The following is a 19,349-nucleotide window of genomic DNA, read 5'->3' as shown; positions in this document are numbered from 1 at the left end:
GCAGGCTACGCCAGCTGCTGCAGGGTTCACTATTTCCCAAATACAGGATTCGCAAACCATGAACTACAACAACCCAACTCAACTGCAAGCCGCCATCCTCGACTGGGCCGGCACCGTAGTCGACTTCGGCTCGTTCGCGCCGACCCAGATCTTTGTCGAGGCGTTCGCCGAATTCGACGTGCAGGTCTCCATCGAAGAAGCCCGTGGCCCGATGGGCATGGGCAAGTGGGACCACATCCGCACCCTGTGTGACCAGCCACAAGTGGCCGAGCGTTATCGCAAGGTGTTTGGCCGCACCCCGACCGACGATGACGTGACCGCCATCTATCAACGTTTCATGCCGCTGCAGATCGAAAAGATCGCCGAGCACTCGGCGCTGATCCCTGGCGCCCTGGAGACCATTGCCAACCTGCGCCAGCAAGGCATCAAGATCGGTTCCTGCTCCGGCTATCCGAAACAGGTGATGGACAAGGTGGTCGAGCTGGCAGCCACCAACGGCTACATCGCCGATCACGTGGTCGCCACCGACGAAGTGCCCAACGGTCGCCCATGGCCGGCCCAGGCCCTGGCCAACGTCATCGCCCTGGGCATCAACGACGTCGCCGCCTGCGTGAAGATCGATGACACCGTACCCGGGATCCTCGAAGGCCGAAGCGCCGGGATGTGGACCGTCGCCCTGATCTGCTCCGGCAACGCGCTGGGCCTGACGTACGAGGGCTATCGCGCCCTGGGCAGCGACACCCTGGCTATCGAGCGCGAGCGCATTCATCGCCTGTTCGAAGGTTCGCGCCCGCACTACATGATCGACACCATCACCGACCTGCCGCAGGTGATCGCCGACATCAACAAACGCCTGGCCCAGGGTGAGATGCCACAAAGCAGCTGATCACCCTCGCGCCCGACAAAGCGCCAGCCCTTGACCGGGGCTGGCGCTTTTTTTTGGGTAAAGCCCTGTGACAGAGCGCTCTACGTAGGACAAAAGCCTGACCTGGCTCAGGCAATTCCTTCCTAACAGGATTACAGTGAAGGCACTCCGTCGCACAAGAATGGAGATTTGTGACCTGAACAGTGAGGAAAAAACCCTATGCCCTGGAAGAACTCTGTCTCACGCTACAGCAGCGTATCGATCGCGCTGCACTGGTTGATGCTGGTGCTGCTGGCCGTGGTATACGCCACCATCGAACTGCGGGGGATCTTTCCCAAAGGCAGTGGCGGTCGGACCCTGATCAAGGAAGCGCACTTCATGCTCGGCCTGACCGTGTTCGTCCTGGTCTGGTTGCGCCTGTTCGCCCGCAGCCTGGGGGTGGCACCGAAAATCGTACCCACTCCACCGCGCTGGCAAAGCCTGCTGGCGACCCTGATGCACGTCGCGCTGTATGTATTCATGATCGGCATGCCGATTCTCGGCTGGCTGATCACCAGCGCCGCAGGCCATCAAGTGATGTTCTATGGCATCGACCTGCCAATGCTGATCGGCGAAGACAAGGAGCTGGCCAAGCAGATCGAAGGCTGGCACGTGCTGGGGGGCACCATCGGTTACTGGCTGATCGGCCTGCATGCCGTGGCCGGACTGGCGCACCATTATTTCTACCGCGACAACACCCTGCTACGGATGATGCCCAAGCGCGGTTAACCACCTGCCTGGGAGGTAAATCCCCGGCGGCCCTGCAAGCCGCCGGTGTGCACAAAGATCCAGCGTGTGCCGGGGGCCACGTGCCCCGCCTCGACCTGTTGCTTGAGCGCCAGCAAGGCCTTGCCGGTGTACAGCGGCTCCAGCGGCAGACCGCTGGCCTGCTCGGTGGCCTCGATGAACGCCAGGAGCACCGGGTCGACCTTGGCAAAACCGCCACGGCTGCCATCGATCAGCCGATAGTCGCCACCTGACCAGCCGCCCTGCGCCAGGATCGCTGCGACCTGCCCGGCCACTCCGTGGTCGTCCGGCACCGCCAACACACCCTGCACCGCATGCTTGCCCGCCTCGGCCAGTACCAGGCCCGCCAGGGTGGTACCGGTCCCGCAGGCCAGCCACCAACCGTGATGATCGGTCCACCCCAGGCCAGGCAACTGCTCAGCGACCAGGTCCAGCAGTTGCCCGCAACCCCGCGCACCCGCCAAGCCGCCACCGCCCTCGGGGATTGGCGCAAACCCCGGGTACTGCGCCAACCACGGCTGCCAGAACCCAGGTTCATGCCGGGCTCGATAGCCGCCGTAACCCAGCCAGTGCAGGTGCATGCCGAACGCCTGCAGGTCTTGCACCGTGGCATTGGACTGGGGATGCCCGCGCAACAGGCCGACGGTGGCAAAGCCAAATCGCTTGCCGGCCGCCGCCAGGGCGTGCAGGTGATTGGACCAGGCACCGCCCAGGCTGATGACGCCCTGCGCTCCCGCCTCGCTGGCGAGCCGGAGGTGATCCATCAGCTTGAACCACTTGTTGCCACAGATCAGCGGGTCGATCAGGTCCAGGCGCAGCACCGCGACCTCGACACCGGCACGGTCGAGCCAGTCCAGGTGCAGGGGTTCGAGGGGAGCGCGGGGAGACCAATCGGCAGGTACGCAAAACATCGGCAACATCGTTCACCAGAAGTGGAACGTCAGTCTACCAGCCATGCACCTCGTAGCAGCTGCCGAGCCTGCGAGGCTGCGTTCGGCTGCGAAGCAGGCGCCAAGGACCCACGCCAACCCGGCGAGGACTGCGTCCTCGAACGCAGCCTCGCGGGCTCGACAGCTGCTACAGGGCCAACGTGGGTTGACTTAGAGCTCAGCCGCCAGACGCGATCCCTGGTTGATCGCGCGCTTGGCATCGAGCTCCGCCGCCACGTCCGCACCGCCGATCAGGTGCACGTTCTGCCCAGCGGCCAGCAGGCCGTCATACAGTTCACGCAGCGGGTCCTGGCCGGCGCAGATCACAATGTTGTCCACCGGCAACAGTTGCGGCTCGCCAGTCTCGCCGATGCGAATGTGCAAGCCGGCGTCGTCGATCTTCAGGTACTCGACGCTGTTGAGCATCTGCACCTGCTTGTTCTTCAGACCGGTGCGGTGAATCCAGCCGGTGGTCTTGCCCAGGCCGTCGCCGACCTTGGATTTCTTGCGTTGCAGCAGGAACACCTCGCGCGCCGGGGCATGCGGCTCGGCCTTGATGCCGGCCACGCCACCGCGCGCTTGCAGGTGAGTGTCGATGCCCCACTCCTTCCAAAAGGCTTCGCGGTCCTGACTGGTGGACACACCCTGGTGCACGAGGAATTCCGACACGTCGAAACCGATACCGCCGGCGCCGATTACCGCGACTTTTTTACCGACCGGCTTGCGCTGCAGAATCACATCCAGGTAGCTCAGCACCTTGGCATTGTCGATGCCGGGAATCGCCGGCAGCCGTGGCGCGATACCGGTGGCCAGGATCACTTCGTCGTAGCCGCCGGCGACCAGTTGTGGCACATCGACGCGAGTGTTCAGGCACAGCTCGACATGGCTGGTCTGCAACTTGCGGTTGAAGTAGCGCAGGGTTTCGAAGAACTCTTCCTTGCCCGGCACACGTTTGGCGACGTTGAACTGACCGCCGATTTCGCTGGCCGAATCGAACAGCGTCACCTGGTGCCCGCGCTCGGCGGCAACAGTGGCGGCCGCCAGCCCCGCAGGCCCGGCGCCGACCACGGCGATCTTCTTGATCTGCTGCACCGGCAGGTAATTGAGTTCGGTTTCGTGGCAGGCACGCGGGTTGACCAGGCAGGAGGTCAGCTTACCGCCGAAGGTGTGGTCCAGGCAGGCCTGGTTGCAGCCGATGCAGGTGTTGATTTCATCGCCACGCCCGGCAGCCGCCTTGTTGACGAACTCCGGGTCGGCGAGGAACGGCCGTGCCATCGAGACCATGTCGGCATCGCCTTCGGCGAGGATCTGCTCGGCGACTTCCGGGGTGTTGATGCGGTTGGTGGTGATCAGCGGAATACCCACCGAACCCCGCAACTTGGCGGTGACCTTGCTGAAGGCTGCACGCGGCACCTTGGTGGCGATGGTTGGAATCCGCGCTTCGTGCCAGCCGATCCCGGTGTTGATGATCGTTGCACCAGCCTGCTCGATGGCCTTGGCCAACTGCACGATTTCTTCCCAGGTGCTGCCGCCTTCCACCAGGTCGAGCATCGACAGGCGGAAGATGATGATGAAGTTCGGGCCGACAGCTTCACGCACGCGGCGCACGATTTCCACCGGCAGGCGCATGCGGTTTTCGTAGGCGCCACCCCAGCGGTCGGTACGGTGGTTGGTGTGGGCGGCGAGGAACTGGTTAATGAAATAACCTTCCGAGCCCATGATCTCGACGCCGTCGTATTCGGCGGTTTGCGCCAGGGTGGAGCAGGTGACGAAATCGCTGATCTGTTTCTCGATACCTTCCTCGTCCAGCTCTTTGGGCTTGAACGGGTTGATCGGCGCCTGGATCGCGCTCGGTGCCACCTGTTTCGGGCTGTAGGCATAACGCCCGGCGTGGAGGATCTGCATGCAGATCTTGCCACCGGCCTCATGCACCGCACGGGTGACGATCTGGTGTTTTAGCGCTTCTTCAAGGGTGGTCAGCTTGGCCGCGCCGCCGTACACCCCGCCCTCTTCGTTCGGGCCGATACCGCCAGTGACCATCAGGCCAACGCCGCCACGGGCACGCTCGGCAAAGTAGGCCGCCATGCGCTCGAAACCGCCCGGTTTCTCTTCCAGCCCGGTGTGCATCGAACCCATCAGGGTGCGGTTGCGCAACGTGGTAAAACCCAGGTCCAGCGGGGCCAACAGGTGCGGGTAGTGAGCGGCGGCCATCGGTAACTCCACAACGAGTGATCACGGAAAAAGTGCGAACGCTCTTGGGCGTCCATCGGTTATGGGTCACAGACTAAGAGCCGGCCCGCCTGCACTCAATGACCGTAACTGACAAGTTACTGATCCAAATGTGCAGCCCCCCTTGGCATTCGCCGGCATGGGGCCTACCCTAGTCGACGAACCCTGCACACGGCTGATCTTTAGTTTTCTCATGCGCAAACTTCTTTACCTGACATTCGCCATGGCCCTGCTCGCCGCCCTCACCACCTACGCCATGTGGACCGCCGAACGACCGGTGGGCCATTACCTGTCCGACCTGCGCATCCAGCTCGCAGTGGATCAGGGCGTACCCGGTGACCGGGGCAACCTGCTGGGGATCCAGCCAGAGCTGTTCCCCACCGACTATCAAAGTCCCGAACGCCTGCACCGCAAGCTCGCGGCCTACTTGCAGCAAGCGCGCGATCAAGGCCTGCTCAACGCCAAGACCATCGTCGTGCTGCCTGAGCACATCGGCACCTGGTTGATGGTCAGCGGCGAGAAGGACGAGCTGTACCAGGCCAGCACGTTCGAGGAAGCCATGAACTGGCTGGCGGTGAGCAACCCCCTGCCGTTCCTGCGGGCGCTGATCGGCGCCCAGGGTGAGAGCCGCCTGGAGGATGCCCACCTGCGCATGAAGGCCAAGATCATGGCCCGCCAGTACCAGGCGCTGTTCGGCGGCCTGGCCCGGGAATTCGACATTACCCTGGTCGCGGGCAGCATCGTGCTGCCGGAGCCGACGGTCAAAGACGGCGCCCTGAGCATTGGCCGGGGTCCGCTGTACAACACCAGCCTGGTGTTTGGCCGGGACGGTGCGCCCATCGGCCAGCCGCAGCGGCAGTTGAGCCCGACCCTCACCGAGCAAGAGTTTATCCGGCCCAGTGGCGACCGGGCCGTCAACGTGATCCAGACGCCCGCCGGACGCCTGGGAGTGCTGATCGGCAACGACAGCTGGTACCCGGACAACTACCGCAAGCTCAACGACCAAGGTGCCGAATTGATCGCCGTACCGGCGTTCGTCACCGGTCGCAGTACCTGGGATCAACCCTGGCGCGGTTACCAGGGACCCTCCACTCCCAGTGAAATCAGCCTCAAGCCCGGCGAACTCAGCGAAGGCCAGGCCTGGCACCGCCTGACCCTGACCGCACAGCCGCCGAGCAGCCTGGCCAATGCCGGGGTCAGCGTGTTCCTGCGTGGCCAGTTCTGGAACCAGGGCAGCGCCGGCCAGAGTTTCCTCAGCAGCAACGGCCAGCACTTCGCCGATGGCGAAGCCCGCGGTGCCCGTTTGCTGAATATCTGGTTGTAACCCATGAAACCGCTGCCGATGCGCCTGGGGGACCTGTCCGTCGGCTTTGTCCATAGCCTGGCGGATGCCGTGCGCAGTCACGGCTGCGATCCACAACCGCTGCTGGAGCAATACGGCCTGGACCCTGCGCGCCTGGCCGAGGCCGGCGCTCGGCTGTCGATTCCGCGCTACATGCGCCTGGGCCACGCGGCCATCCAGATGACGGGAGACCCAGCCCTGGGCCTGCGCATGGGCCAGCTCAGTCGGTTGGGTCAGGCGGGGCTGGCCGGGGTCACTGCCGCCCAGGCACCGACGGTGCGCGAAGCGGCGCGCTGCCTGATTCGCTTCGAAGCCTTGTATGGCTCCAACTATCGCGGCCAGTCGAGCTTCCATGAGGATACCCAAGGGGCCTGGCTGCGGTTCTACTCCATCAGCCCGTACAACGCCTACAACCGTTTTGTGGTGGACTCGATCATCGCCGGCTGGTTGCAGCAACTCTCAAGTCTCTGCCCCCAACCACTGCGGGCCGAGCGCATCGAGATCGAATTCCTGGCACCCGACTACGCCGAGCGCTATGCCGTGCTGGGGGACTGCGCCTTGCAGTTTGGCGCCGAGCATAACCAGTTGCGCCTGAGCCAGGCCAGCCTGGCGCAACGCAACCCCGAGCACTGCCCCAGCACCTGGCGCCTGCTGCTCCAGCTGTGTGAGCGGGAGCTGGAGCAATTGACCCGCACCCGGAGCCTGCGCGAACGCATCACGCAGCTACTGGGGCCGTTGCTCAATGGCGGTCGTGAACCCGACCTGGAAGAAGTGGCGGCACGCTTGAAGTTGCCGACCTGGACCTTGCGCCGCAAGCTCGCTGAAGAGGGCACGCAGTTTCGCGCGATTCTCAACGACACGCGTCGCGACCTGGCCATGACCTATATCCGCGACACGGAACTGGCCTTTGGCGAAATCGCCTACTTGCTGGGGTTTGCCTCGGCCGAAGCCTTTCAACGCGCCTTCAAACGCTGGAACGGCCAGACGCCCGGCGAGTTTCGCCGCAGCCATCGGCAATCGGCCTGAAGCGCCTGCATGTGTAGCTTGTCGCTTGCAACTGCCCCCCCTACAACTCGGTAGCGTCGTCCGCAGGCTCCAGCGGGTCGAGTTCGAATGCCTGATATTCCAGCAGCTCTTCTTGATAATCGTCCATTGCGAATTCCCTTTTAGTCGTGTCGAAAACCGTTGCACCAATGACCTACGCCATCAGCATAAAGTGCCCGCATGAAAGAAAAATGACGCGGGTACACGGTGGCTCCTGCCAATAAAACGTAGCAGACCCTGAAGAATTTATCATGGGCGCCGGATAGCGCAGTTTGATGCAGGTCAAGCGCCCGGCTGCGCTAACCCACAGGGGCCGCAGCGCTGGCTGACAGGTTACTGGCCGGAGGACGGCATAGGTGTGATCGGCTCGCTCGGGGCGGGCAGCGAATCTGGGTTGGCCGGGGGTGAGATCACTGGCGGCACGGCTTGCGGCATGGATTCCAGTGTTGGCTCCAGCGCTGGTTGCGGGGCGGGCTCGATGACATTCGCAGGCGTGATCGGTGCGGCTTCGGGCGGTGGTGCTACCGGTTCGGATGCCGCCGGCGCAGTGGGCGCTGGCTCAGGCGTCGCAGGGGCAACGGGTTCGGCGGCAGGCACTGGCACAGGTTCTGGCGCAGGTTGTGCGGCAGGCGTCGGTGTGACTGGCGCGGGCTTGGCTTCTGGTACGCCGAGGTCCGTCTTGGGTTTTTCGGTGATATGGGCGGCCTTTTTTACATCCGGTGGCAGGAACAATTCCACCAGGGCAAAAAAACGCTCATAGAACTTACCCGAGGTGACGGTTTCACTCGCAACCTTGACCATCGAATCGTCGGAGGAGCCGATCGGCATCGATACCGACCCCAGCACCCCTACCCCGAGGCTGGCGGAGTTGTTGGTCTTCTTCAACGCGTAGCGGTCTTGCAAGGCGTTGGCAAACATGGTCGCGTGATGGCTGCTGTCTTCGGCGCAGACCACGCTGAAACTAATCTCCATGTGGGTGTCGCCGGTCTGCTGGAAGCTCTTGTGGCCACTGATCAGTTTCGGATCGGAACTGGTGATGATGTAGCCCTGGCTCAACAAGGCCCGGCGAGCAGCTTCACAGGAAGCGGTGTCGGTCACCGGATACTTGCGCGAGAAGGTTCCGGAGTCGTCGAAGTTCTCATGCTCATAAATGGCCTGGTCCTTCGCGCAACCAGCTGCGGCAGCCAGCACCAGCGCCAGTCCCGCGGTACGCATAGGGAATGATGTGAACATTGAACATCCTGAGGAAATCGGTACGGGGCGTATTGTGCAACAGTTCACCCCGTGACGGCGCATGGATTAGTGAGTTGCACACCTGACCCCTCTACTGACCATCGTTTAGCGGAAAAAGTCGCGCACCCAGGTGATCGATGAACACCCGGACCTTGGCGGCCGCATAACGGCTGGACGGCCAGAGGATCCAGAAAGTGCCCTGGTGTTCCAGGTGCGCGTCCAGCACGCGCACCAAACGCCCCTGCGCCACCGCCTCGCGCACCATGAAGTCCGGCAGGCAGGCAATCCCCAGGCCTTGCTGCACGACGTGGAACAAGGCTTCGATGGAGGTGCTGATGAAGCGGGTGGTCAATACCGGGTCGCTGCCATCTTCCTCGCCGTGCAACGGCCAGGGTTCGAGTTTGCCGCTGGCATGAAAGGTATGGCGCAGGCAGCCATGGGTCGCCAGGTCCTGGGGCACATGCGGGGTGCCATGCTCGGCAAAGTACTCCGGCGTACCGACCAGCACCTGGCGAAACCGCCCCAGGGCCCGGGCCATCAGGCGTGAATCCTTGGGATTGCCGGTGCGCACCACCGCGTCGAAGCCCTCCTCGACCACGTCCACCATGCGGTCCGTGAGGTCGATGTCGAGTTCGATCTCGGGGTAGCGCTGCATGAATTCGGTAAGCACCGGCATCACCAGGCTGTGCACCTGGGGCACGCTGATACGGAGCTTGCCCTTCGGCGCGCTGGCGGCGCTGCACAACTCGAACTCGGCCGCCTCGACTTCCGCCAGGATGCGCCGGCAGCGCTCCAGGTACAACGCGCCTTCGGCGGTCAGGGTGATGCTGCGGGTGCTGCGATGAAACAGGCGTACCGTCAGCCGCTCTTCGAGGCGGGCGATGCTTTTGCCCACCGCCGATGACGAAATCCCCAGTACCCGCCCCGCTTCAGTGAAGCTGCGAACATCGGCGACCTGCACAAACACCGAGATACTGCCCAGGCTATCCATTCTTCAATCCCCCCATTGCGGACATCCAGGTCCGATAAGTTCGGAACCTTAGCCTGTTTTTCCAGAGCGTGCAGCGCACTACCCTTGGCGCCATCTACACACCCTCTGAAACGGACCTCATGCCCATGAACGAACCCGAACTGCTCGCGCCCTTGCCCTCGGTGGCGCCGGAGCGCACCGAACGCCTGCCCTTAGGGGGATTGCTGGCGCTGGCCATCGCCGGCTTCATCACCGTGATGACTGAAGCCCTGCCCGCTGGTCTACTGCTGCCCATGAGCGAGGGCCTGAATGTCTCGCACGGACTGATCGGACAACTGGTCACGCTGTATGCCGTGGGTTCGTTGCTGGCAGCCATTCCGCTGGTGATCGCCACACGCGGCTGGCGCCGCCGTCCGTTGCTGCTGATCGCCATTGCCGGGTTCAGCATCGTCAACAGCGTCACCGCCCTGTCCGAAAGTTACGGGTTGACCCTGGTAGCGCGCTTTTTTGCCGGGGTCTTCGCCGGGTTGCTCTGGGCGCTGCTGGCCGGTTACGCCAGCCGCATGGTGGCGCCTCACCTGCAGGGACGGGCAATCGCCGTGGCCATGTTGGGGGCACCACTGGCCCTGTCCCTAGGCGTTCCAGCGGGCACCTATGTGGGAAATATGCTGGGTTGGCGCACGAGCTTCGCCCTGATCAGTGTCATCACCGTGGCGCTGATCGCCTGGGTCCGCTGGCAGGTCCCGGACTTCCCCGGACAAAGCGCCGACAAGCGCCTGCCGCTCCGCCAGGTCATCGCCCTGCCCGGCTTGAAGGCGGTGCTGTTCGTGACCTTGGCCTACGTGCTGGCCCACACGATCCTGTACACGTACATTGCGCCATTCCTCGAGCCCGCCGGCCTCACCGGGCAAACTGATCAGGTGCTGCTAGTGTTTGGCCTCGCGGCGCTTTTGAGTATCTGGATCGCTGGCCTGCTGATCGACCGCTGGCTGCGCCCCCTGATGCTGCTCAGTTGCTTGCTGTTTATCGTGGCGGCGCTGCTGATGGCGACGGCCACCGAGTCGGCGCCGCTGATCTATGCCGCGGTGGCCATCTGGGGCCTGGGCTTTGGCGCTCTGGGCACCCTGCTGCAAACCGCCCTGGCGAAAGCGGCCGGCGACTCGGCGGATACCGCACAGTCGATGCTGGTGACCATGTGGAACCTGGGGATGGCCGGTGGTGGCCTGGCCGGCGGCGTGGTGCTCGAGCACCTGGGCGCAGTGACATTCCCCTGGCTGGTCAGCGCCTTACTGCTGTTGTGCCTGCTGGTGGTTTTCAACGCCCGCCAGCATGGGTTTCCCGCCCGGAGCTGATTGACGGCCAACAAAAAACCCCGGCCTGGTGGCCGGGGTTTTTTGTTTGCAGCTTTACGCGTCAGTCAGGCATCAGTAACGCTTGACGTCGGCCTCGCTTTCCAACTGCTTGCGGTAGGCGGCAAAGTCTTGCTGGCCGACGCGGGACGCGAGGAAGCGGCGGTACTCAGCCTTCTCCTCGTCAGTAGGCGCAGCAGCTTCGTTCACCCCATTGAGGCGCACGATCACCAGGCTGCCATCAGCCAGGGTCACGCTGTCGAAGCTCGGCTTGTCCTTGGCAGCAGGCTTGGGCATGCGGAACAAGGCTTGCAGCACAGCAGGTTCGATACCTTCCTGACCACGGGTGGCCGCTTCGGTAACTTTCCAGCCCAGGCTGTCAATCGCGGTCTTGCCGTCGCGCAGGCCGGTAACCAGCTCCTCGGCCTTGGTCTTGGCCGCAGCACTGGCGTGCTCCTTGACCAATTGCGCACGAATCACGGTATCAACGCTGGCCAGAGGCATTTGCTCAGGTTTGCGATGCTCTTTGGCGCGCAGCACGATCACGGTTTCCGGATCCAGTTCGATGGCGGTGCTGTTGGCACCCTCATCCAACACTTCTGGACTGAACGCTGCAGCGATCACGGCACGGTTGGCCGCAACGCCTTCGCCACCTTCACGGCCAAACGGCGCGGAAGTGTGTACGGTCAGCTTCAGATCAGCTGCTGGCTGGGCCAGGTCGGAGGCTTCGAACGAGGAGTCCTCCAGTTGCTTGGTCGCCTCGACGAACAGTTGTTCGACCTGTTGGGTTTTCAGGTCGCGCGTCAGCTTGTCCTTGAGGCTGGCGAAGCTCGGGACTTCTGGCGCTTCAACACCCAGCAACTTGATCAGGTGGTAACCAAAGCTGGAGCGAACCGGCGCCGAGACCTGGTCTTTGTTCAACGCGTACAGCGCTGTTTCAAAGTCCGGGTCATAGACACCTGGGCCTGCGTAACCGAGGTCACCGCCATTGGCAGCCGAACCCGGATCCTGGGAGAACTCTTTGGCCGCGGCCTCGAAGCTTTCACCCTTGGCCAGGCGCGCTTGCACCTCTTCAATCTTGGCCTTGGCTTGCGCCTCGGTCACCTTGTCGTTGACTTCGATCAGAATGTGCGCAGCCCGGCGTTGTTCGGCCAGGTTGGCGATTTCTTTCTGATACGCATCCTGCAGCGCTTCGTCTTTCACGGTGACCTGGTCGAAGAAGGACGACTTCTTCAATTCCAGATAGTCGATGACTACCTGATCAGGTGTCATGAATTCCTTGGCGTGCTCGTCGTAGTAAGCCTTGACCTCGGCATCGGTCAGCTTGACCGAGGCAGGATCAGCCTTGACGTTCAGGGTCGCGAAATCACGGGTCTGTTTTTCCAGACGGGCGAAGGCAAGCACTTGGGCATCGGTGACAAAACCGCTGCCTGCCAGGCCGGCACGCAATTGGCCGATCAGCATTTCCTGAGCCAGCATCTCGCGGAACTGCAGGCGGCTGTAGCCCAGCTGACGAACCACCTGGTCAAAACGCTCGGCACTGAACTTGCCATCGACCTGGAATTCAGGTGTCAGCAGGATCACCTGGTCCAGAGCCGCTTCGGAGAAAGCGAACTTCGAATCATGGGCGCCTTGCAGCAACAGTTTGCGATCGATCAGGCCTTTGAGGGCCGATTCGCGCAGCATTTTTTCATCCAGCAAGGACGCGTCGAAGTCCTTGCCCAGCTGTTGCATGAGTTGGCGACGTTGCATATCAACCGCCTGGCTCAGCTCGTTCTGGCTGATTTCTTCACCGTTGACCTTGGCCACTTCGTTTTTCGAACTGGAGACCTGGAAAATGGCATCGACACCGGTCAAGGCCATCAGTGCAACGATGACCCCGATAATAGTCTTGGCAATCCAGCCTTGTGAATTGTCCCTGATATTTTGCAGCATGCGTCCCCCAGAAACGGTTGAACTTCAAAATTAGGCAACCGTGGAGCGTGGGTAGAATCCGGATAGAAGAAAGGCGCATCCGAGGATGCGCCTTCTCGTAACTGGCGGAGCGGACGGGGCTCGAACCCGCGATCCCCGGCGCACCAGGCAATATTCCAATCGCCTGTACTACCGCCCCGCTGCCAGGTCAGGCATGACCCCGACCCGGATAGGCAAAAAACCGAGTGAGGCTTAGTTGACAGCTTCTTTCAGTGCTTTACCGGCTTTGAAGCCTGGCTTTTTGGCAGCAGCGATTTCCAGAGTCTTACCGGTCTGTGGGTTACGACCGATACGAGCTGGACGGTCAGTCACGGAGAAAGTACCGAAACCTACCAGAACTACAGAGTCGCCGGCCTTGAGGGCACCAGTGACGGATTCGATTACAGCGTCCAGCGCACGGCCAGCAGCAGCTTTCGGGATATCAGCGGATGCAGCGATAGCATCAATCAGTTCCGACTTGTTCACTCTAAGTCCCCTTATATCTATTTGAGATGATTCTAAGTTTTTTGGTGAAAGCAAAAACGAGTGCTGAATGGCCTACAGACACTTAAGAGCCGCTTTATATCAAGGGCTCTAAAAAACTGTCAAGGAAGCCCCCCAGGCTAATACGTACTAATGCGTGCTAATTCTTTCCTTAGAGTCAGACTCGCGTTTTTCATCCTTTGCAACTATCTCGGGAGCCACATCGGGCAAGGGCTCCGGCGCGTATTGCAGCGCAATTTGCAGGACCTCGTCAATCCATTTAACCGGTTTAATCTGAAGATCTTGCTTGATGTTGTCGGGAATTTCCTTCAGATCGCGTACGTTCTCTTCAGGAATGATCACCGTCTTGATCCCGCCGCGATGTGCCGCCAGCAGTTTTTCCTTCAGGCCACCGATGGCCAGGACCTGACCGCGCAGGGTGATTTCGCCGGTCATGGCGACATCCGCCCGTACCGGGATCCCGGTCAGTGCCGACACCAGTGCCGTGCACATGCCTACACCCGCACTAGGACCGTCTTTGGGCGTAGCCCCTTCCGGCATGTGGATGTGGGTGTCGCGCTTCTCATGGAAGTCCAGGGGGATCCCCAGGCTCTTGGCCCGACTGCGTACAACCGTCAGGGCTGCGGTGATCGATTCGACCATCACATCGCCCAGCGAACCGGTCTTGATCAATTGCCCCTTGCCCGGGACCACGGCCGCTTCGATGGTCAGCAATTCACCGCCCACCTGGGTCCATGCCAGGCCCGTCACTTGGCCCACCTGGTCCTGCTGCTCGGCCAGGCCGTAGCGGAATTTGCGCACGCCCAGGAAGTGCTCGAGCATGTCGGCCGTGACTTTCACCGAGAAGCGTTTTTCCAACGCGTGCTCTTTGACAGTCTTGCGGCAGACCTTGGCAATCTGGCGCTCCAGCCCACGCACACCGGCTTCGCGGGTGTAGTAGCGGATGATGTCGCGGATCGCTTCGGCTTCGAATTCCAACTCGCCCTTCTTCAGGCCGTTGGCCTGGATCTGTTTGGGCGACAGGTATTTGACCGCAATGTTGATCTTCTCGTCTTCGGTGTAACCCGGCAGGCGGATCACTTCCATACGGTCGAGCAGCGCCGCGGGAATGTTCATCGAGTTCGAGGTGCACAGGAACATCACATCGGACAGGTCGTAGTCGACTTCCAGATAGTGATCGTTGAAATTGTGGTTCTGCTCGGGGTCGAGCACTTCCAGCAAGGCCGATGCCGGATCGCCTCGCATGTCGCTGCCCATCTTGTCGATTTCATCGAGCAGGAACAGCGGGTTGCGCACCCCTACTTTGGTCATCTTTTGAATCAATCTTCCTGGCATCGAACCGATGTAAGTACGGCGATGACCACGGATTTCCGCTTCGTCACGCACGCCACCCAGGGCCATACGGACAAATTTACGGTTGGTGGCGTGGGCAATCGACTCGGCCAGGGAAGTTTTACCGACCCCAGGAGGACCGACCAGACACAACACCGGACCACGAATTTTCTTCACGCGCTTTTGCACGGCGAGGTATTCGAGGATCCGCTCTTTGACTTCTTCCAGACCATAGTGGTCGGCGTCGAGAATGTCTTCGGCACGCGCCAGGTCCAGGCGGACCTTGCTCTGCGCCTTCCATGGCACCTGGACCAGCCAGTCGATGTAGGTGCGCACTACGGTCGCTTCGGCCGACATCGGCGACATTTGCTTGAGCTTGTTCAGCTCAGCCAGGGCCTTGGCCAGTGCATCTTTTGGCAGGCCGGCGGCATCGATGCGCTTTTTCAGCTCTTCGACTTCGTTGTGGCCTTCTTCGCTGTCGCCGAGCTCTTTCTGAATGGCCTTCATCTGCTCATTCAGGTAGTACTCGCGCTGACTGCGCTCCATTTGTTTCTTGACCCGGCCACGAATGCGTTTTTCGACTTGCAGCAGGTCGATTTCCGCATCCAGCAACGCCAGCACGTGTTCGACACGGGCCGACAGGTCGAGAATCTCGAGGATTTCCTGCTTCTGCTCGATTTTCAGCGCCATGTGCGCGGCCATGGTATCGACCAGGCGACCTGGCTCGTCGATGCTGTTGAGCGACGACAGGACTTCGGCAGGGACTTTCTTGCCCAGTTGAACGTACTGTTCGAACTGCGACAGCAAACTGCGAACGAACACTTCCGACTCGCGCTCTGGCGCGTCGACTTCGTCGATCAGGGAAACTTCGGCACGGCAGTGGCCGTCCACTTCAATGAAACGCTCGACAGCACCACGTTGCTCACCCTCGACCAACACCTTGACGGTGCCATCAGGCAGCTTGAGCAATTGCAGCACGGTGGCGATGGTCCCGACGCGATACAGCGCGTCTTCTCCGGGATCGTCGTCGGCAGGGTTTCTCTGGGCCAGCAGCAGGATCTGCTTGTCGCCCGTCATCGCGGCCTCGAGGGCTTCGATAGATTTCTCGCGCCCCACGAACAGCGGGATAACCATGTGCGGATAAACCACGACATCACGCAATGGCAGGAGAGGCAATTCGATGGTTGTCTTCATGATTTCGCCTCTACGGCGGCCATAAGGCCGTAAACAGATGGAAGTAAGCTTGAAACCAAGATGGGGGCTGCCTTGCAAAAAAACAAGCTGATTAGCAGCGCTCGATAAAGATCGCAGCCGGCAACAGCCTGTACAAAAGCAAAGGGGCCCGAAGGCCCCTTCTTTATCCAGCAGTGCGACGCTTACGCGTCTGGCGCTGCCTTGGCAGCCGGCTCACTGTTTTCATAGATATACAGTGGCTTGGACTTGCCTTCTATAACGCTTTCATCGATCACTACTTTACTCACCTCGGACTGCGAGGGGATTTCGTACATAGTGTCGAGCAGTACACCTTCGAGGATCGAGCGCAATCCACGGGCACCGGTCTTGCGTTCCAGGGCACGTTTGGCGACCGATTTCAGGGCGTCGGAGCGGAACTCCAGATCAACGCCTTCCATCTCGAACAGCTTGGCATACTGTTTGGTCAGAGCATTTTTCGGCTCGGTGAGAATCTGCATCAAAGCAGCCTCGTCGAGCTCGTCCAGCGTCGCCAGCACCGGCAGACGGCCAACGAATTCCGGGATCAGACCGAACTTGACCAGATCGTCAGGCTCGACTTCACGCAGGGACTCACCCACCTTCTTGCCTTCTTCCTTGCTGCGAACTTCTGCGTTGAAACCGATGCCGCCCTTGGTGGAACGGTTTTGAATAACCTTTTCCAGACCGGAGAACGCACCACCGCAGATGAACAGGATGTTACGAGTGTCGACCTGCAGGAATTCCTGCTGCGGATGCTTGCGACCACCTTGTGGTGGAACGGAAGCGACCGTGCCTTCGATCAACTTGAGCAAGGCTTGCTGCACGCCTTCACCGGAAACATCCCGGGTGATGGACGGGTTGTCAGACTTGCGCGAAATCTTGTCGATTTCATCGATGTAGACGATGCCCATTTGAGCTTTCTCTACGTCGTAATCGCACTTCTGCAGCAACTTCTGAATGATGTTCTCGACATCTTCGCCTACGTAACCCGCCTCGGTGAGGGTGGTCGCGTCAGCGATGGTGAACGGTACATTCAGCAGACGAGCCAGGGTTTCGGCAAGCAGGGTTTTACCCGAGCCTGTCGGGCCGATCAGCAAGATGTTGCTCTTGCCGAGTTCGACGTCGTCATTCTTCTTGTCACGCTGGTTCAGGCGCTTGTAGTGGTTGTATACCGCTACGGCCAGAACCTTTTTCGCACGTTCTTGACCAATCACATATTGATCAAGGATGCCGCTGATTTCTTTAGGCGAAGGCAATTTATGCGCGCTGCTCTCGGCCTGGGCTTCCTGCACCTCCTCACGGATGATGTCATTGCACAGGTCGACGCACTCGTCGCAGATAAAGACCGAGGGGCCGGCAATCAATTTGCGCACTTCATGCTGGCTTTTGCCACAGAAGGAGCAATAGAGCAGCTTGCCGTTGTCCTCGCCGTTGCGGGTGTCAGTCATTCGTTCGATCCAAATCCGATAGGCTTGCAACACAAGATGAAGGCTATTGCGGGCTTTTTCAAGCCCGCCGGTGATCAGACCAGCCCACCAAGCCTATTTTGAGCTGCTTATTTTTAAGCTGGGCGCTGGGCGATCACTTCGTCGATCAGGCCGTACTCACGCGCGGCTTCTGCACTCATGAAGTTATCGCGGTTGGTGTCACGCTCGATTTCTTCCAGCGTGTGCCCGCTATGCTTGGCCATCAGCGTATTGAGACGCTCACGGATGAAGAGGATTTCCTTGGCATGGATTTCGATATCCGAGGCCTGGCCCTGGAAACCACCCAGTGGCTGGTGAATCATCACACGCGAGTTCGGCAGGCAATAACGCTTGCCGGCAGCACCGGCCGTCAGCAGGAATGCACCCATGCTGCACGCTTGACCGATACAGGTAGTCGACACGTTTGGCTTGATGAACTGCATGGTGTCGTAGATCGACATGCCCGCTGTCACCGAACCGCCCGGGGAGTTGATATAGAGATGGATGTCCTTGTCCGGGTTTTCCGCTTCAAGGAACAGCAGCTGCGCACAGATCAGGTTGGCCATGTAGTCCTCTACCGGACCAACCAGAAAAATCACCCGCTCCTTGAGGAGGCGCGAGTAGATGTCATAGGCGCGTTCGCCACGAGCAGACTGCTCGACAACCATCGGGACCAGGCCGCCTGCGGCCTGGATATCAGAGTTCTGCTGAATATACGAATTACGGAACATGCTCTGCAGTCACTCCCAAATAGTTATGTCTTGAATACGCATAAGCCAGCTCGAAGGCTGGCTTATGTGTGTGCTTCTAACGCAAAAACAATCAGTCGGCTTGTGGAGCTTCTACCGGCTTGACCGCTTCTTCGTAAGAGACCGATTTGTCGGTCACGCTAGCTTTCTGCAGAACAGTATCCACAACTTGCTCTTCCAGCACAACCGAACGAACTTCGTTCAGCTGCTCGTCGTTTTTGTAGTACCAGGACACTACTGCTTCTGGCTCCTGGTAGGCCGAAGCCATTTCCTGGATCAGTTCACGTACGCGGTTTTCGTCAGGCTTGAGGTCGAATTGCTTGACCACTTCAGCCACGACCAGACCCAGCACAACGCGACGCTTGGCTTGTTCTTCGAACAGCTCGGCAGGCAGTTGATCAGGCTTGATGTTGCCACCGAACTGCTGAACAGCCTGCACGCGCAGACGGTTCACTTCGTTCTCCAGCAGGGCCTTAGGCACTTCGATCGGGTTGGCGGCCAGCAGACCGTCCATTACCTGATTCTTGACCTTGGATTTGATCGCCTGACGCAGCTCGCGCTCCATGTTCTTACGAACTTCGGCGCGGAAACCGTCGATGCCAGACTCTTTGATACCGAACTGGGCGAAGAATTCTTCGGTCAATTCAGGCAGTTTCGGCTCGGAAACAGTGTTCACGGTCACGGTGAACTCGGCTGCTTTGTTAGCCAGGTCCAGGTTCTGGTAGTTTTCCGGGAAGGTCAGGTTCAGAACGCGCTCTTCGCCCGCCTTGGCGCCTACCAGGCCTTCTTCGAAGCCCGGGATCATGCGGCCAGAGCCCAGCACCAGCTGAGTACCCTTGGCGGAACCACCGGCAAACACTTCGCCGTCAACCTTGCCAACGAAATCGATGTTCAGTTGGTCATCGTTCTGGGCAGCGCGATCGACTGCTTCGTAACGCACGTTCTGCTTGCGCAGGATGTCCAGCATCTTGTCCAGATCAGCGTCCGCCACGTCAGCGCTCAGGCGCTCGACTGCGATGGATTCGAAACCGGCAACGGTGAACTCAGGGAACACTTCGAACACAGCAACGTATTCCAGGTCCTTGCCAGCTTCGAGCGATTTTGGCTCGATCGATGGCGAACCTGCCGGGTTCAGCTTCTGCTCAACCACAGCTTCGTAGAAGGAGGACTGGATCACGTCGCCTACAGCTTCCTGGCGAGCATCAGCACCGAAACGGCGCTTGATTTCGCTCATTGGCACTTTGCCTGGACGGAAGCCAGCAATCTTGGCCTTTTGGGCAGTCTGCTGCAGACGCTTGTTGACCTGAGTCTCGATGCGCTCAGCCGGCACGGTGACGCTCATGCGGCGCTCAAGAGCAGAAGTATTTTCAACAGAAACTTGCATGG

15 protein-coding genes are annotated in these 19,349 nt (G+C 60.5%); 5 read left to right on the top strand and 10 right to left on the bottom strand.

Annotation, left to right across the window (positions count from 1 at the left end; translation table 11 throughout):
- Positions 1–58 precede the first annotated feature (58 nt).
- Positions 59–886 carry a phosphonoacetaldehyde hydrolase gene (phnX, locus tag PspS04_RS08620; RefSeq protein ID WP_095167817.1) on the top strand — a complete coding sequence of 276 codons (828 nt, stop codon included), beginning with the start codon at positions 59–61 and terminating at the stop codon, positions 884–886.
- Between the two features lie 198 nt (positions 887–1,084).
- Entirely contained in the window at positions 1,085–1,633 is a 549-nt protein-coding gene (locus tag PspS04_RS08615; protein WP_159994605.1) for a cytochrome b, read from the top strand.
- Here the strand turns inward: PspS04_RS08615 and PspS04_RS08610 are convergent.
- Complete coding sequence (locus PspS04_RS08610; protein WP_159994603.1) at positions 1,630–2,562, bottom strand: 1-aminocyclopropane-1-carboxylate deaminase/D-cysteine desulfhydrase; 933 nt, start codon at positions 2,560–2,562, stop codon at positions 1,630–1,632. The two genes, PspS04_RS08615 and PspS04_RS08610, sit on opposite strands and share 4 nt — an antisense overlap.
- 189 nt (positions 2,563–2,751) lie before the next feature.
- Entirely contained in the window at positions 2,752–4,791 is a 2,040-nt protein-coding gene (locus PspS04_RS08605; protein WP_159994601.1) for an NADPH-dependent 2,4-dienoyl-CoA reductase, read from the bottom strand.
- Positions 4,792–5,002: 211 nt separating this feature from the next.
- Between PspS04_RS08605 and PspS04_RS08600 the strand changes: the two genes are divergently transcribed.
- Together PspS04_RS08600 and PspS04_RS08595 are read left to right on the top strand one after the other, a co-directional pair.
- Complete coding sequence (locus PspS04_RS08600; RefSeq protein WP_159994599.1) at positions 5,003–6,133, top strand: carbon-nitrogen hydrolase family protein; 1,131 nt, start codon at positions 5,003–5,005, stop codon at positions 6,131–6,133.
- A 3-nt stretch (positions 6,134–6,136) separates the two neighbouring features.
- Entirely contained in the window at positions 6,137–7,177 is a 1,041-nt protein-coding gene (locus PspS04_RS08595; RefSeq protein WP_095167808.1) for an AraC family transcriptional regulator, read from the top strand.
- A gap of 351 nt (positions 7,178–7,528) precedes the next feature.
- On the opposite strand, the gene PspS04_RS08590 is transcribed toward PspS04_RS08595, so the two are convergent.
- Positions 7,529–8,428: a DUF2242 domain-containing protein gene (locus PspS04_RS08590; RefSeq protein ID WP_159994597.1), complete on the bottom strand. Its 900-nt coding sequence runs from the start codon at positions 8,426–8,428 to the stop codon at positions 7,529–7,531.
- Between the two features lie 91 nt (positions 8,429–8,519).
- Positions 8,520–9,419, bottom strand: a complete 900-nt coding sequence (locus tag PspS04_RS08585) for a LysR substrate-binding domain-containing protein (RefSeq protein WP_159994595.1) — start codon at positions 9,417–9,419, stop codon at positions 8,520–8,522.
- A gap of 125 nt (positions 9,420–9,544) precedes the next feature.
- Here PspS04_RS08585 and PspS04_RS08580 point away from each other — a divergent pair, with 125 nt between their 5' ends.
- Positions 9,545–10,750 (top strand): MFS transporter, encoded by a 1,206-nt coding sequence (locus PspS04_RS08580; protein WP_159994593.1) that lies wholly within the window; start codon positions 9,545–9,547, stop codon positions 10,748–10,750.
- A 72-nt stretch (positions 10,751–10,822) separates the two neighbouring features.
- Here PspS04_RS08580 and PspS04_RS08575 read toward each other — a convergent pair whose 3' ends face one another.
- The 6 genes from PspS04_RS08575 to tig all read right to left on the bottom strand — a co-directional run bounded on the left by PspS04_RS08575 (position 10,823) and on the right by tig (position 19,347).
- Positions 10,823–12,682: a SurA N-terminal domain-containing protein gene (locus tag PspS04_RS08575; RefSeq protein WP_159994591.1), complete on the bottom strand. Its 1,860-nt coding sequence runs from the start codon at positions 12,680–12,682 to the stop codon at positions 10,823–10,825.
- 231 nt (positions 12,683–12,913) lie between these two features.
- Entirely contained in the window at positions 12,914–13,186 is a 273-nt protein-coding gene (locus PspS04_RS08570) for an HU family DNA-binding protein (RefSeq protein WP_002552737.1), read from the bottom strand.
- A 147-nt stretch (positions 13,187–13,333) separates the two neighbouring features.
- Entirely contained in the window at positions 13,334–15,730 is a 2,397-nt protein-coding gene (gene lon / locus PspS04_RS08565; protein ID WP_095167799.1) for an endopeptidase La, read from the bottom strand.
- 182 nt (positions 15,731–15,912) lie between these two features.
- On the bottom strand, positions 15,913–17,196 hold the full coding sequence (clpX, locus tag PspS04_RS08560) for an ATP-dependent Clp protease ATP-binding subunit ClpX (protein ID WP_095167797.1): 1,284 nt from the start codon (positions 17,194–17,196) through the stop codon (positions 15,913–15,915).
- Between the two features lie 113 nt (positions 17,197–17,309).
- Complete coding sequence (gene clpP, locus PspS04_RS08555) at positions 17,310–17,945, bottom strand: ATP-dependent Clp endopeptidase proteolytic subunit ClpP (protein ID WP_095167796.1); 636 nt, start codon at positions 17,943–17,945, stop codon at positions 17,310–17,312.
- A 91-nt stretch (positions 17,946–18,036) separates the two neighbouring features.
- Positions 18,037–19,347, bottom strand: a complete 1,311-nt coding sequence (tig, locus tag PspS04_RS08550) for a trigger factor (RefSeq protein ID WP_095167793.1) — start codon at positions 19,345–19,347, stop codon at positions 18,037–18,039.
- Positions 19,348–19,349 lie beyond the last annotated feature (2 nt).

Origin of the sequence: Pseudomonas sp. S04, assembly GCF_009834545.1 — a bacterium.
Taxonomy (GTDB): domain Bacteria; phylum Pseudomonadota; class Gammaproteobacteria; order Pseudomonadales; family Pseudomonadaceae; genus Aquipseudomonas.
This window is presented reverse-complemented; position numbering and strand designations above follow the sequence as displayed.

Bases quoted from the DNA above. Each gene is read 5' to 3' on its own strand.
- phnX (WP_095167817.1), top strand. From the start codon at position 59: ATGAACTACAACAACCCAACTCAACTGCAAGCCGCCATCCTCGACTGG.
- PspS04_RS08615 (WP_159994605.1), top strand. From the start codon at position 1,085: ATGCCCTGGAAGAACTCTGTCTCACGCTACAGCAGCGTATCGATCGCG.
- PspS04_RS08610 (WP_159994603.1), bottom strand. From the start codon at position 2,562: ATGTTTTGCGTACCTGCCGATTGGTCTCCCCGCGCTCCCCTCGAACCC.
- PspS04_RS08605 (WP_159994601.1), bottom strand. From the start codon at position 4,791: ATGGCCGCCGCTCACTACCCGCACCTGTTGGCCCCGCTGGACCTGGGT.
- PspS04_RS08600 (WP_159994599.1), top strand. From the start codon at position 5,003: ATGCGCAAACTTCTTTACCTGACATTCGCCATGGCCCTGCTCGCCGCC.
- PspS04_RS08595 (WP_095167808.1), top strand. From the start codon at position 6,137: ATGAAACCGCTGCCGATGCGCCTGGGGGACCTGTCCGTCGGCTTTGTC.
- PspS04_RS08590 (WP_159994597.1), bottom strand. From the start codon at position 8,428: ATGTTCACATCATTCCCTATGCGTACCGCGGGACTGGCGCTGGTGCTG.
- PspS04_RS08585 (WP_159994595.1), bottom strand. From the start codon at position 9,419: ATGGATAGCCTGGGCAGTATCTCGGTGTTTGTGCAGGTCGCCGATGTT.
- PspS04_RS08580 (WP_159994593.1), top strand. From the start codon at position 9,545: ATGAACGAACCCGAACTGCTCGCGCCCTTGCCCTCGGTGGCGCCGGAG.
- PspS04_RS08575 (WP_159994591.1), bottom strand. From the start codon at position 12,682: ATGCTGCAAAATATCAGGGACAATTCACAAGGCTGGATTGCCAAGACT.
- lon (WP_095167799.1), bottom strand. From the start codon at position 15,730: ATGAAGACAACCATCGAATTGCCTCTCCTGCCATTGCGTGATGTCGTG.
- clpX (WP_095167797.1), bottom strand. From the start codon at position 17,196: ATGACTGACACCCGCAACGGCGAGGACAACGGCAAGCTGCTCTATTGC.
- clpP (WP_095167796.1), bottom strand. From the start codon at position 17,945: ATGTTCCGTAATTCGTATATTCAGCAGAACTCTGATATCCAGGCCGCA.
- tig (WP_095167793.1), bottom strand. From the start codon at position 19,347: ATGCAAGTTTCTGTTGAAAATACTTCTGCTCTTGAGCGCCGCATGAGC.